General features: G+C 39.7%; 10 protein-coding genes. 6 read left to right on the forward strand and 4 right to left on the reverse strand.

The features are described from left to right. The first annotated feature begins 207 nt into the window (after positions 1-207). Positions 208-756 (forward strand): RNA polymerase sigma factor, encoded by a 549-nt coding sequence (locus tag HWE15_RS03800; RefSeq protein ID WP_290506169.1) that lies wholly within the window; start codon positions 208-210, stop codon positions 754-756. Then, positions 743-2,044 (forward strand): hypothetical protein, encoded by a 1,302-nt coding sequence (locus tag HWE15_RS03805; protein ID WP_290506170.1) that lies wholly within the window; start codon positions 743-745, stop codon positions 2,042-2,044. The genes HWE15_RS03800 and HWE15_RS03805 overlap by 14 nt, the downstream gene beginning before the upstream one ends. Positions 2,045-2,261: 217 nt before the next feature. Here HWE15_RS03805 and HWE15_RS03810 read toward each other — a convergent pair whose 3' ends face one another. After that, positions 2,262-2,984, reverse strand: coding sequence for a DUF4397 domain-containing protein (locus HWE15_RS03810; RefSeq protein ID WP_290506171.1), 723 nt, complete (start codon positions 2,982-2,984; stop codon positions 2,262-2,264). 307 nt (positions 2,985-3,291) lie between these two features. Here HWE15_RS03810 and HWE15_RS03815 point away from each other — a divergent pair, with 307 nt between their 5' ends. Next, positions 3,292-4,059 carry a hypothetical protein gene (locus HWE15_RS03815; RefSeq protein ID WP_290506172.1) on the forward strand — a complete coding sequence of 256 codons (768 nt, stop codon included), beginning with the start codon at positions 3,292-3,294 and terminating at the stop codon, positions 4,057-4,059. A gap of 100 nt (positions 4,060-4,159) precedes the next feature. On the opposite strand, the gene HWE15_RS03820 is transcribed toward HWE15_RS03815, so the two are convergent. Together HWE15_RS03820 and rlmD are read right to left on the reverse strand one after the other, a co-directional pair. After that, positions 4,160-4,537: a hypothetical protein gene (locus tag HWE15_RS03820; protein WP_290506173.1), complete on the reverse strand. Its 378-nt coding sequence runs from the start codon at positions 4,535-4,537 to the stop codon at positions 4,160-4,162. Further along, positions 4,534-5,940 (reverse strand): 23S rRNA (uracil(1939)-C(5))-methyltransferase RlmD, encoded by a 1,407-nt coding sequence (gene rlmD, locus HWE15_RS03825; RefSeq protein ID WP_290506174.1) that lies wholly within the window; start codon positions 5,938-5,940, stop codon positions 4,534-4,536. The genes HWE15_RS03820 and rlmD overlap by 4 nt, the downstream gene beginning before the upstream one ends. An 86-nt stretch (positions 5,941-6,026) precedes the next feature. On the opposite strand from rlmD, the gene HWE15_RS03830 reads away from it, so the two are divergent. Both HWE15_RS03830 and HWE15_RS03835 read left to right on the forward strand, forming a co-directional pair. Then, positions 6,027-6,839, forward strand: a complete 813-nt coding sequence (locus HWE15_RS03830) for an SDR family oxidoreductase (protein ID WP_290506175.1) — start codon at positions 6,027-6,029, stop codon at positions 6,837-6,839. After that, positions 6,840-10,700, forward strand: a complete 3,861-nt coding sequence (locus tag HWE15_RS03835; protein WP_290506176.1) for an AAA domain-containing protein — start codon at positions 6,840-6,842, stop codon at positions 10,698-10,700. Between the two features lie 23 nt (positions 10,701-10,723). Here the strand turns inward: HWE15_RS03835 and HWE15_RS03840 are convergent, their stop codons facing one another. Further along, entirely contained in the window at positions 10,724-11,494 is a 771-nt protein-coding gene (locus HWE15_RS03840) for a YdcF family protein (protein ID WP_290506177.1), read from the reverse strand. 125 nt (positions 11,495-11,619) lie between these two features. On the opposite strand from HWE15_RS03840, the gene HWE15_RS03845 reads away from it, so the two are divergent. After that, positions 11,620-14,565, forward strand: coding sequence for an FAD-binding and (Fe-S)-binding domain-containing protein (locus HWE15_RS03845; protein WP_290506178.1), 2,946 nt, complete (start codon positions 11,620-11,622; stop codon positions 14,563-14,565). Positions 14,566-14,614: the final 49 nt, after the last annotated feature.

The raw sequence follows: 14,614 nt of genomic DNA on the forward strand, positions 1-14,614 counted from the left end.
TTAAAAAAAAGCCACTCCAGATGAGTGGCTTTTTTGTTTGTAATGAATTAATTATTCCTAAGGAAATGAAATTAAATTGGATCTCAATTTTTTAAGTTGCTGTAGCGAATCATCAAATTTTAACGTTCTAATAAAAGTGGTTATTCAAATCCGAAGCCAAATACAAAAGAGGGACGTTAGAAAAACCTATTATAGAATTCTATACTGTTGAATTGGTCTGACGAGGAATTGATTGACGGTTGTAAACGTCGATCGTCTAAGTATGAGGAATTATTTTTTAAAAAATACTATGGCTATGTCATGAGTATCAGTTTGTCCTACGCCAAGGATTCGGATTTGGCGAAGGAAATCGTTCATGATTCGTTTCTGAAATTCTTCGCTTCCATAGAAAACCTTGATGGATATCAATCAGTCAAAGCATGGTTGAGGCGAATTACCGTCAATGCGGCCATTGACTGGTATAGAAGAAATAAAAAATACGCCATGCAGCAAGACATCACAGAGCAAAATGAGGTATATCACGAAGTACATGCCCTCAGTGCCTTGGCTTATGAAGACTTGGTCAATTTGCTGCATCAGTTGCCGGAGGACCATAAATTGGTCTTTAACCTATATGAAGTAGAAGGATACAGTCATCGAGAGATAGGGGAAAAACTCGGAATCACAGAAAGCTCCTCCCGAGTGTATTTGGCCCGAGCCAAATCCCGACTGCGTCAATTAGTTTACACTCATTTGAAAGAATATGCAGGAAGATAAGCTGGCTAAAGAAATAGCAAAGTCCCTCAAAAAACATCAGGAGGAAAGCTTTCATCCATACGAAATAGGTGCTTGGGAGGCCTTTGATAAAAAAAGAACCGGAGGGTTTTTGCCTTGGTGGAAACTTATTTCTACCGGGATTGCAGCCTCTTTGGTGATGGGAATGGCTTGGTGGTGGATGGTCCAAGAGCCTTCCTCAGAATTGGAATTGGTTCCAGAAGTAGCCCAAGTTATTTCAGGTGAAAATCTGGTGGAGGAGAACTCGGAGTCTATTGGAATGGGAAATGAATCTAGCCGTCAAGCTAACAAAACTCCATCTACAGATCCTAATGAATTCACTCAAGAAGATCTAATAGAAAAGCAGTCGAACCTAGTAAGTCAAGAATTTGATGCAATCGAAAAGCAAACTATCAACGATGGGGATCAGTCTGCTAATGCCTTTCAATCTAAAAATCCCACGGGGTTATATGCTCTATCTTTTGAAAAGAAGGATCGTTTGAATGAGTTGCCTTATATCACAGAGCGACCGATTTTTCCAAATCAGATTAGTGGAGAACTAGCAGAGAGGCCTCTATTGGAACGCTCCGTTTATTTGCCAAAATCAAATTTAGCTGTGCTTCAAAAGGATAAATCCACATCTCCTATCAAATGGGAGGTAGGCCTTTCACCTGCATTTGGTTCAAGCAATGGGGAACAAAGTGCTGAGATCATCAGCTCTAGCTTGGGGATGGGATTGGCTATGGCACTTGGGGTAACAGAAAAACTTCAGATTGGTACAGGTTTAGCTTTTAGTGCGCTCAATCAGGAAAGTCAATTTACCGTGACCCCAGCAAATGCGCTTGCGAGTTCAATGGCTCCATCTAATGATAAAATTCTATTGAGCCAAGCTCAAATGGATATTCCATTTTTTGTCCAATATCCGCTTACCAGAAACCAGTCACTTTCAATTAGAGCTGGCTTTTCAAACATCATTTCTCTTGACCAGGAAGTCGATTTGGAGTCCATTGTAAACAGGCAAGTTGTAGTAGCAGGGGATGGGATCAATAGTTCGTCGATTCGGCAGGAGTCAGTAGTACAGACGACAAATTTACCTTCTTCAAATCAGCAGTTTTATCCCCTGGCTACATTGAATTTTGGCTTAAACATTCGGGTTCTTCAGAGCAAACAGATGAATTATTTATTGATGCCTTTTTATAATTTGCCTCTCACAGATTTTTCAGGTTTTGTTGAAAACCCGGGTATGGTGGGTGCCAGCTTCAAGGTTAATTTTATGTCAGGAAAGAAGTAAAGAGATTCGATTCAATCCAGAAGTTAGCCCGGAATTAAAATTGGACTTTGATAAAAAAATACTTTGATGATGACTTTATTTAATTGATCATTAAATATTGATTATCAATAGAATAATAAAAGTTTTATAAAGTACTAGTTTAGTGTAATAAGAATTAAAAATCAGAAAGAAACAAAAAGAAGAAATCCCGGAGATTCTCCGGGATTTTTTGTGGTATTTAAAAATCAAAATAGTTGGTAATCAATTGCAGGTCCATGGAATGGGGGTTGGCAAGTTCTTTATATAGCCCCTTCAAAAGAAGGGTATACACATTCTTTTCTTTGATTTCAACATCCTTTATTTCAATTAATAATTCTCCTGATTCAACCGATTTGACCCGAATGTCAAATGTTCCTTTTTCTACCTCTCCAAAATTGGTGACATCTTTAAAATTCGTGTTTGGAGTGATGGGAGTTTCCAATCCTGAGAATTCAATAAAAAGCTCGCCAGCATCTGGAGATAGATGGGCGAAGCGGATTTGAGCGAAACCTTCTTTTGGAACTTCCCATTCATCTTTGACAAGCTTTGAGTCCAGATTGTCCGAACGATCTAAAACGAATAGGGAATAAATTTCATCGACTTCAAGTTGGAGATTTTGTTCTAAAAGGTTTTCACCTGTCAAGGAGTTTAGAAATCGAAATTTTCGCTCTCCGGTAAAAAAAGGTGAATAGGCAATAAATTCAGAGAATCCCAATGGTTGGGTTGTGACTCGATTTTCATCCGCGAAAATTTCCATATCCGGAGCATCAGGGGAGCTTTGATAAATGGAAACATAAGCAGCTGGGGTGCTAATTGGTGTGTCAATATCATTCAAACAGGAAGTTCCCAAAATGGCTATAGATGCCATGGCAGCCGCCTTGATTTTAAATGATTGAAATCTAATCCGTGTGGATTTAAACATAGTGGTATTAATTATTTTGTTCCTTTTAGGGACGAAAAAAAGCCGTGATTCGCTTCAAGAACTTTGAAATACTTTTTTTCTAATTCTATTTTTTGTTCTAGCTTTATCTGATTATTGGTTATGGGATTTATTGATAGCTTTTCCTTTTATCAATAGGATGAGAATATATAGTTCCAAAAGAGAGGTTTTACTAGTTGAAAGGACCTTTTTTCAGAGAAAAATTCAATTATTAATAAATAAGGTGTTTTATAGTTTGGAAAAAATTAAATCAGTTTAGATGCTCAATAAGATCCAATTAAATTCCCTTATGAGAGGATTTTTCTTATTTGTTTGCTTTCATTTTTTAATTAATTCCCTTTTTGCTCAAAATATCCAAGATTCTTTAATTAGAAAGAATACGGTCAAGCTGGATTTGACTAATCATTTATTATATAAAAATGTAAGATTGTTTTCCTTTGAAAGAGTCTTAAACCCAAGGCAAAGTTTTGTATTAAGTGCTGGTTATATAGAATTCCCAAATATTGTAAATCTAGGAGAAAAAATAATTAGCGATAAGATAGAAAGCAAGTCTGGGTATAAGTTTGGATTGGAATATCGATTTTATCTCCGAAAAGAAAATAAATATTCTGCCCCTCGAGGTATTTATATTGGGCCTTATTTTTCTTCCTTAGGCTTTAAAACGGATAGGACTATCAAATATCAAGTTGAGAATGGGGAGGCAAACTCTTTGTTGCTTTCGAGGACTAATATTAATAATCTTGGAGCTCAATTGGGGTATCAGTTTGTTTTTAATGACCGTTTTGTAATAGACCTAGTGTTTTTTGGGCCATCCTTTTCCAACTATAATTTCAAAACAAATTTGCAAGGTGATCTCAGTTTTAATCCTAATGATATCCAGAAAAAAGCATTAGAAGCTTTACTCGAAAAATTTCCTATGCTGGACGATCTTTTAGACACAAAGGAGTTAAATTCTAATGGCAATTTTGATTCCTGGGCATTTGGATTTAGATATCAATTGCATGTTGGTTATCGCTTTGGTAAATACAAAAGTCTTAGAACTAAAAAGCCTAACTGATAGTCAAAAATTTCTTTTGAATTAAAATCCCATTTCATTTCTTCAGTACTAAGCTGAAATAAGGAATCAAATTATTTGTTAAATCACCCAATGAGAAGTTTTAGTCATTTGGATAAGGGATATAGACGAAACTTGTAAAGGCTCCATCCATCACAAAAAGGCAACAAAACTCATCCGGATCTTTGTAAGCTTTTTTGAATTCTTCTAAAGCATCTTCTGCGATTAATTTTCGTTGTACAAACTCATCTACATAAGTGATGTAATAATTCCATTCCAAGCTTTTTTCTTCTTTACCCAAAAAAAGCTGCCCAATAGGTTGTTTTTCTTTGGAAATGGGAAAAATAGGGTAATCTGAAAATCCTCGAGACTTGACCTGATAAGCAGCCTCTTTTAAGACATCTGCGATTTTCACAAAATCACTAGTGATCGTACCCAAATATTTCCCGTTTAATTCGGGATCATTAAAATCGGAAATCATGGTTTGAGTGTTAAGCGTACAATATTTTCAACATGGTAGGTCTGTGGAAACATATCTACAGGCTGAATTCGTTCCACCTGATACTTTTCTGCAAGTAAGGCCACATCTCGAGCTTGGGTAGCTGGATTACAGGAAACATAGACTATAGCGGGGGCTTCTAGACGTAAAAGCATATTCACCACATCTTCATGCATCCCTGCCCGTGGAGGATCAGTAATGACTACGTCTGGTTTGGCATGTTGAAAAATAAACTCTTCATTGAGGATGTCTTTCATATCGCCAGCATAGAATAAAGTGTTTTCTATTCCGTTGATTTGGGAATTAAGTTTTGCATCCTCGATTGCTGCTTCGACATATTCAACTCCTATTACCTGCTTCGCTTTTTTCGCTACAAAATTGGCAATAGTACCAGTTCCTGTATAAAGGTCATATACTACTTCATCTCCCTTCAATTCCGCAAAATCCCTAGCTACCTTGTAAAGTTCGTAGGCTTGCTTGGAATTGGTTTGATAAAAAGATTTTGGGCCAACTTTAAATTTCAATCCCTCCATTTCTTCCTCGATAAAAGATTGGCCTGCATAGGTCACCAGTTCCAAATCGTGGAAAGTTTCATTTCCCTTCATATTAACTACATACAAAAGGGAGGTGATTTCAGGGAATCTATTTTTCAAAAACTCCATGACCAAAGCAATTGACTCAGGGTCATTTTCTCCAAACTGAACAATCACCATGGTTTGTCCTGTACTGGTAGTGCGAATGATCAGATTCCGGAGAAGGCCAACCTGATTTCTGATATCATAAAAGTTCAATTGATGCTGTAAAGCAAATTCTCGAAGGGTGTTTCTCACATCGTTAGAAATTCCACCTTGCAAGTAGCAATGTTCGATATCCACGATCTTGTCAAACATTTTTGGAATATGGAATCCCAATGCATTCCGCTCAAATTCTTTCCCGGAGTTGATTTCCTCTCGAGTCAGCCAACGTGAATTGGAAAAAGTAAAGTCAAGTTTGTTTCGATAATACTGCGTTTCTGCAGAGCCGAGAATAGGAGCAACTTCAGGGATTGGTACTTTAGCGATTCGTTGGAATTGATCCACTACTTGCTGCCGTTTGTAGGTTTTCTGAAGTTCATAATTGATGTGTTGCCATTTGCATCCTCCGCATACCCCAAAATGAGAGCAAAAAGGTTCGATTCGGTCTTTGGAGAATTCATGAAAATGGACGGCTTCCCCTTCCATAAATGAACTTTTTCCACGGGTAATTCGAACATCTACCACATCTCCAGGGGCTACATTGGAGACGAATACTACCTTACCCTCATGATGTCCTACACATTTTCCTTCCGAAGCAATTCGCTCAATCAAAAGGTTTGTGATGACCTTATTCTTCATTTTTCTCGACATGGCTGCAAAATTAGGGAAAAAGGGCGATTTGATTCCGATTCATCCTTTCCTTCCTAATCCCTATCTTTACCCATCAAATTTTATCCATGAAATTCAAAGACAAAGTTGTAATCATTACCGGGGCTACATCCGGGATCGGTGAAGCCTGTGCGGAGGTATTTGGTAGAGAAGGGGCAAATTTGGCAATTACAGGAAGAAACCCTCAAAAATTGGAAAATACCACTTCGAATCTTCGGAATATGGGATTTGAGGTATTGCCCATTTTAGCAGATGCCGGTTCGGAGTCTGATAATCAGCGGATGGCTGAGGAAACTTTAAAGAATTTTGGAAGGATAGATGTCCTCATCAATAATGCAGGGATTTCCATGCGGGCTCTTTTTCAGGATTTGGATCTGGATGTTTTTCGGAAGGTCATGGATACCAATTTCTGGGGAACAGTCTATGCGACCAAGTTTTGCCTTCCTGCAATTTTAGAATCTAAAGGGTCCATTATCGGTGTGTCATCTATTAATGGCTATCGAGGAACGCCAGCACGTACCGCCTATACGGCCAGTAAATATGCCATGAATGGTTTTTTTGAAGCCTTGCGAACAGAGGTGATGAAAAAGGGTGTTCATGTCTTGGTTGTGGCTCCTGGGTTTACCGCCTCCAACATCCGGAATACTGCTTTGACTGCGGATGGCTCTTCCCAAGGAGAATCACCACGGGATGAATCCAAGATGATGACTTCTGAGGAAGTTGCAGCGCATATTTTGAAGGCTACTATTAAAAGGAAGCGGGATATTGTTTTGACTTCTCAAGGAAAACTAGCTGTATTTCTGAATAAATGGATGCCGGGAATTCTCGACGGAATTGTCTATAATCAGATGGCCAAAGAAAAAGACTCGCCATTTAAATAAATGCCAGAATCGATATTCCAAACTTATCTCCATCGGCTTACAGACCTGTCTACAAAAAACAGGTCTCTGTATTTGCCTAAAATGGAAGGTTATGGGATGATTGATTTAATGAATCTAGACTTTTTAAATGGAGAATCCGCCTTTGAAATCATCCGAAAATTAATTCAGGGTAAAAAAGAAATTCCTATCTTACCTGAGTTTGATCCGCGCTTGGGAGAGGTCAATCAGCTTTCCAAATTATTGTCAAGAATCGCATTTAGGGATCAAATGACACAGGAAGAAACAGGGGAAAATAGCCTCTATATTTCCTGGCTTTTTGCGGAAGGAAAGCTTATCAACGGACAGGTGATCAGAGCTCCTTTGTTGCTGAAACCTCTACAATTAAAGAAAGAAAAAGGAGAATGGACGCTCCAAATTCAAGGAAATTGGCAATGGAACTCTGCTTTTTTTCTAGCATGGAAGCATGCCACCAAGCAAGATGTTTCTCATTCCTTGACTGAGGATTTACTGGATTCCTTCTCTAAAGATTCTTTGGAGTTCCGTACCGCTCTTGCCCGAATTATTCCCGAGAACTTAGCTACTCAAGTCCAATCAAATTTGCTGGAAGATCGACTAATCCCATTTCCTAATTCCCAGCTTTCGCTAGATCAACAGCAGTTTTCTGAAGGAAAAATCAGCTTGAAACCTTATGCGGTTTTGGGACAATTAGCGCAAAAGGGAAGTTTTCTTTTTTCAGATTATGAATCCCTGCTTTTCCAGTATCCCAATACATCTTTGGAAGAGTTGTTTCAAGACTTTTTTTCAACCAATAATCATAAAGCTGAAATCCGTGAAGAAAATTTATTTCCTGTTTTTCCTCTGGATTCCTCTCAGGAATTGGCTTTGACAAAGGTTCGGGAAGGAAAAAATTTGGTGATACAAGGCCCTCCTGGAACTGGTAAATCGCAATTGATAGCCAACCTTTTGTCTGACTACATCGCTCGAGGGAAAAAGGTACTGGTTGTCTCCCAAAAAAGAGCAGCTTTGGATGTAGTGTATGAGCGTCTTGCGGAAAAGGGTTTTGGGCCCTTCTTAGCCCTGGTTCATGATTTCAGGGGAGACCAAAAGGCACTTTTTGAAAAAATCCGAACTCAGATTGAATCCATTGAAGATTATCAAACTCAAAACCGAGGAATCAATGCTATCCAGTTGGAGCGCGAGATTCTACAGCTTTCAAAGACTATTTCAAGACTATCGGGAAAGTTTGAGGATTTGAGAAAAGCCCTCTTTGATGTGGAAAAAGCCGGCTTACCGATAAAGGCCATGTATTTGGATGCTGACTTTCAACAAGCCCATTTGTCTAATCCAAACCTGATTCAGCTTAATTTTGAGCAGGCTAAACAATTCGATAGGGATTACGAAATCTTTGATAAATACAATGAAAAGTTTCATCAAGGTTTTTGGAGTAATAGGGTTTCTTTTGCAGATACTGGATCTGCCGATTTTGCTCAAATTAAACTGGCGCTTTTAGAAGTAGAGGACTTTCGCCAAAATATACCTCAGCCATTTCGCGAGAAATTTATTCATGAGTTAATCTCTGTACTTTGGAATGACCAAGATTTTTTTTCCAAAGTCAAACAATTGCTTGATGCTTTTGATCAAATTGCTGATAAGGAATTGGGGACGAAATTGATTTTTAATTCAGAATTGTTGGAAAAAATTCAACAAATCCACAAAGCATTAGCCTATGCTGTCAATGAATCAGCCAATTGGTCAAATTCTTTTCCAAATGATTTGACCGCTCTCGAAGAAGAACTTGCAGCGGCTATTCCTAAAAGCCAATCCTTAATTGGAAAACTTAAATTTCGATTTTCGAAGCAAAAATATCCTTTGATCTCTGAGATGTTGAAGGGTCGAAATCAAGATTTTCACACTCCTGTTTTACAGGATATACAAGTGGAATGCTTATCTCGAATAGCGGTCGAAAATAAGATTAAAAATCTTCCTGCTCTTTCACACTTTAAACTTTCAGGGGATTATAAATCTGATTTACAAAGAGTTGAGAATGTACTTCTTTTGGTTAATTTATGGGAAGAGGTAGGAAAAAGCCTTGACCTGCATAACTTTCATAGTTTATCTCATTCCGATTTTTTCAATCAACTTCATTCTTTCCATCAATTTAGTATCAAGCTCCAAGAGAACCTTTTATCATGGAAAGCATGGCTCCGCCTAGAACAAGTTCAAGCTATTATTCAGCAGGGATTGGAACAGGTTTTTCCAGAAAACACGTTGAATTGGCCAGCTATTTTTTTAGAACTAAAATCCTTTGATCAATTTTTAGAAAATTGGACAGTAAAAGACTTGGGCTACCAACTTTCAAATGACTTTTCTGATGAAAGGTTGGAAAAAAGAATCTGGATTTTCTGGAATTCATGGCGGTTGGCCTGGATAGATGAACTAGAAAAACAAGCTCCTCAATTAGCTCAAATCGGGTCTTTGACCTTGGTTCAAGAAATGAAAGAACTAAAAGAAGCTTTGCTTCGGAAGCGAGAAAATTCCAAGCATTTGGCCTTGTTGAAACTGAGGGAACAGGTAAGTGAGCATCTTGAATATAATCGTCTTGGAAATCGGCTAACCTATCGTGATTTACACCATCAGGTGTCCAAAAAGCGTCAACGATGGTCCATTCGAAAGTTGGTGGAGGAATTGGGAGAAGAGGTTTTCAGGGTAATGCCTTGTTGGCTAGGAAGCCCTGAAACCGTTTCAGCCGTATTCCCCGATAAGCAGGTAGTTGATTTGGTGATTTTTGATGAAGCTTCTCAATGCTTGGTAGAGCGTGGACTACCCGCAATGTTAAGAGGGAAGCAAGTGGTAGTTGCCGGTGACTCCAAACAACTCCGACCTTCGGATTTCTACCAAGTCAAGTGGGAAAGTGAAGAAGAGGGAATGGAATATGAAGCAGAATCCCTATTGGAATTAGCAGCTCACTTTTTTGAAAACCTTCAATTAAGAGGTCATTATCGATCTGCAGACCCAGGCTTGATTTATTTTTCTAATTCTCATTTTTATGGAAACCGATTAGAAACTTTACCAGACTATTCAACTGTATTGGCCGCGAATTCCCCTTTTTCATGGGAGAAAATAGAGGGAATTTGGGAGAACCAGGTAAATCGTTCAGAAGCGGATAAAGTCGTCGAACGTGTTAGGCAAATCCAAACCAAAGCTCCTCTTGATACGATTGGAATTGTAACAGGGAATTATTTTCAAATGGAGTTGATTCGAGAAATGCTATGGGAAGCTGGAATTCAAAGCCCTCGAATCAAAGTACGAAATATCGAAAATGTGCAGGGAGATGAGTTCGATCAGGTCATCTTGTCTTTGGGATATGCACCGAACCGAGAAGGGAAATTGGTCACCAATTTTGGCTTATTAGGTAAACTGGGAGCTGAGAATCGTTTAAATGTGGCTATTACACGTTCCCGAAAAATGCTCCATGTGATCAGTTCGATTGAACCAGAGGATTTCAGATCCAGTCAATTGAAAAATCCGGGATTGAATTTATTGCGTGAATTTTTTATTTGGATAAAAACCCAAAGCGCTCATTATGATATTCCTGCTCCTGAAGTTTCTCCCAATGGCTTTGAAATTGATTGGAGTTTGAAAAGCAGGCTTGAAAAGGAGGATTCCCATTATTCTCGAAAAATACCCTCCGCAGTAATGGATTTGGTTTGGATTGATGAGAAGGGAAATCAAAAGGCAATTTTGACTGATGATCAACGATTTTTTGATGCACCTACTGCTAAAGCGGCTATGGCCTACCATCCAATTTTGCTGGAGGAAAAAGGTTGGAAGTGGGAGTGGAAATGGAGTAGACGGTTTTAAGCGAAGTATTTGAACTTCTCCTTTTACATATATCCTACCAGCTTATAAACCACAATTCCTATCCATTCTTTAAATAGCTTGGTCCAATATTCCAATGAAAAAGGATCTGGAAAAAATAAGGAAGGGATGTCGTATTTGACGTCATGTGAATAATAATCCACAGGGAATGTTTCGGTAGCCAATCCCACCTTATCAAAACAGCCCTTTGCCCGGTACATATGAAAAGCAGAAGTGATCAATAAAAACTGCTGGTTGGTATTTATTCCCTTTTCCTTTAGGAATTCTTTTGTAAACTGGGCGTTTTGAGCGGTGTTTTTCGCTTCATTCTCGATGAGAATGTCGGACTCAGGCATTCCGGTCATAACCAAAAAACGCTTCAATAATTCTGCTTCTGTTTGTGGGTTCACAGGGTTAAGCCCCTGACCTCCGGTAATTAGGATTTTTTTGATTTTCCCCATTCGATAGAGTTGGAGCGCATGGGTGATTCGGTCGGCACCCTTGTTGAAAAAGGTGCGATCATAAGCCGTTTTGCTCATATTCGTCACCCCGGTGAGGACAATTCCGATCTCATGAGTTCGGATTTCTTCAAATGACTTAAAATCTGGCTCCCAAAACAACAAAGCCAAATTGGATAGAAAAGGATTGGTGAAAAAGAGCAAAAGCCCAATTCCAGACCAAAGCAACTTTTTCCCCCATTTCCTCTTGATAAAAACCACTCCGCCAAGAATTAAAATAAGGACAATAGTCAGCGGCATAGCCAAAAAACTCAAAAACTGGGAAAGGTAGAAGAACATGAAGGTTTAGTTTTGAATAAAATTCAATGATTAAGCGATTAAATATAATAATGCGAAATAATTACTTCTTTTTTATTTCCATTCACTCCGTTTCTTTATTCTAGTCAGAAAGCTATTTTTATCCCATGCTTACAAACCAGCCTAACCTTATTCCTTTATTGGAAAAACTCGCTACGCAATTGGAAGGCAATTTGCAGTTTGATCGACTTAGCCGAACGCTTTATGCTACGGATGCATCAGTCTATCGGGAGATGCCTTTGGCGGTAGCTTTTCCCAAGTCTGAGTGGGATATCCAAAAACTGATTCATTTTGCCTCTGAACATGGAACTTCCTTGATTCCCCGAACAGCAGGAACATCTTTAGCAGGTCAGTGTGTGGGCAATGGCATCGTCGTGGATGTTTCCAAGCATTTTACCCAAATACTGGAATTTAATAAGGAAGAACGTTGGGTTCGTGTTCAGCCGGGTGTGGTTCGGGATGAACTTAACCGCTTTCTGAAGCCATATGGTCTCTTTTTTAGTCCGATTACTTCTACCGCAAACCGAGCGATGATAGGAGGGATGGTAGGGAATAATTCCTCTGGGACGACTTCCATTGTCTACGGCGTGACCCGAGATAAGGTGATTTCACTCAACACTATTCTTAGTGATGGGAATAAGGTGGTTTTCGGAGAAATTTCTCAGGATGATTTTGATCGAAAGTGTGGGCAAAAGGATTTAGAAGGACAGCTCTATCGTCAGATTTTCGATGAACTCAACAATCCTGAAATCCGGGAAGAAATTCATGCCCAATTTCCCAAAAAGTCCATCCACCGCCGAAATACAGGCTATGCAGTAGATGAATTGTTGAAATCTGAGTTTTTTGAAGGAAAGGAAAAATTCAACTTTTGTAAGCTTTTGGCGGGTTCAGAAGGAACGTTGGCTTTCACTACCGAAATCAAAATCAGCCTTGACCCGCTACCTGACCCCATTGAGATTGTTGTGGCTGCTCATTTTGAAAGTATCCATGAAAGTATGAAATCCGCCCAAGTCGCTATGAAGCATCCGGCGACTGCGGTGGAATTGATGGATAAAATCATTCTCGACTGTACTAAGGAAAGCATCGAATACTCCAAAAACCGCTACTTCGTGGAGGGAGATCCTGAAGCGATTCTGATGATTGAATTTCGGGGTAAAACTTTGGAAGAAGCAATGGCCAAAGGGGCGGCTTTGGTTGAAGATTTACAAAAAGAAAAATTAGGGTATGCCTATCCAATCATTGAGCCGGAGAAAGTAGCATCCGCTTGGGCGCTTCGGGCGGCAGGCTTGGGGCTTCTTGCCAATATTCCCGGTGATGCCAAAGCGGTTGCCTGTATCGAAGATACGGCGGTCGATATTGAGGATTTGGCAGATTACATCGACGAGTTTGACCAAATGATGGTTGAATTCAACCAAAAGCCCGTTCACTATGCTCATGCAGGCGCTGGAGAAATTCATTTGCGTCCCGTATTAGACTTGAAGAAGAAAGAAGGAGTGGAAGATTTTTACAGGATATCCAAAGCTTCTGCGGAGTTGGTGAAGAAATATCAAGGCTCACTTTCCGGGGAACATGGAGACGGTCGCGTGCGGGCAGAATTTATTCCCCTGATGGTTGGAGAGAAGAGTTATGAGCTTTTCCGAAGAATCAAATACACCTGGGATCCAAAGAATATTTTTAATCCCGGCAAAATCGTGGATGCGGCTCCCATGAATAAATTCCTTCGCTATGAGCCGGGAATGGAGACTCCTGAACATCAGACCCTTATTGATTTTTCAAATGTAGGGGGTATTCTCCGAATGGCTGAAAAGTGTAATGGCTCAGGTGACTGTCGGAAATTGCCGGGATCGGGCGGAACCATGTGTCCTAGCTACATGGCAACCCGAAATGAAAAGGATACGGTTCGGGGGAGGGCAAATACACTACGGGAATTTTTGACCTTGGATATAAAGGAAAATGCCTTTGACCATCCCGAGATTAAAGAGGCGCTTGACCTTTGTCTGAGCTGCAAAGGCTGTACCGCCGAATGTCCCTCCAATGTGGACATGGCCAGCATGAAGGCGGAATTTTTGTACCAATACCAAAAGACCCATGGAGTTCCACTTCGGTCCAAGGCATTTGCCTATATCAATGAGCTGAATGAATTGGGTTCCAAAGTGCCTGGAATAGCCAATTTCTTCCTCAGGAATTCACTTACAGGCGGACTGATGAAGTCCATTCTGAATGTGGCACCTAGCCGGAATCTTCCGGAAATCAGCCCGATCAGCTTGAGAAAATGGTATAAAAAGCATTATGCTTCTCTTCCTGGAGCAGAAAAAGTCATCAAGTCGGTTTATTTCTTTGTAGATGAATTCACGAATCATAACGACACCCAAATTGGTATCAAAGCGATTTCCCTTTTGAAGAAATTGGGCTATGAGGTCAAAATCGTAGATCATGAGGAAAGTGGTAGATCCGCATTGTCCAAAGGCCTTTTACCCAAAGCTAAAAAGCATGCAGAAGCTAATGTTCGGATTTTTGAAAAACTGATTGATGGAAATACGCCTTTGATCGGTTTGGAACCATCTGCTATTTTAAGTTTCCGGGATGAATATCCACGGATTGTTAGTCCTGAATTAGTTTCTGCGGCAAAGAAATTGAAGTTTCATGTGAAATTGATTGATGAATTCTTGGGACAGGAAATAACTGCCGGAAATATCAAACCTGAGCAATTCACTACCAAAAGCAAAAAGATCAAATTGCATGGCCATTGCCATCAAAAGGCACTTTCTGCAGTTTCTTGGACTCAGAAAATTCTTTCCCTTCCAGCCAATTATTCTGTGGAAACTATTCCAAGTGGTTGCTGTGGTATGGCAGGTAGCTTTGGGTATGAAAAAGAACACTTTGAAGTTTCACAGCAGGTCGGGGAATTGGTACTGTTTCCGGCAGTACGAAAAGCTGATTCCAATACTCTCATTGTTGCACCAGGAACTTCCTGCCGTCATCAGATCTCAGATGGAACGGGAAGAAATGCCATGCATCCTGTAGAGATTCTTTGGGATGCTTTGGAGAAGTAGGTGTCAAGTAGAAAGTACGATGAACTAAGTACAAAGAATAAAGAAGCGG

It is taken from the genome of Algoriphagus sp. (genome assembly GCF_013373065.1).
Lineage (GTDB): Bacteria > Bacteroidota > Bacteroidia > Cytophagales > Cyclobacteriaceae > Algoriphagus.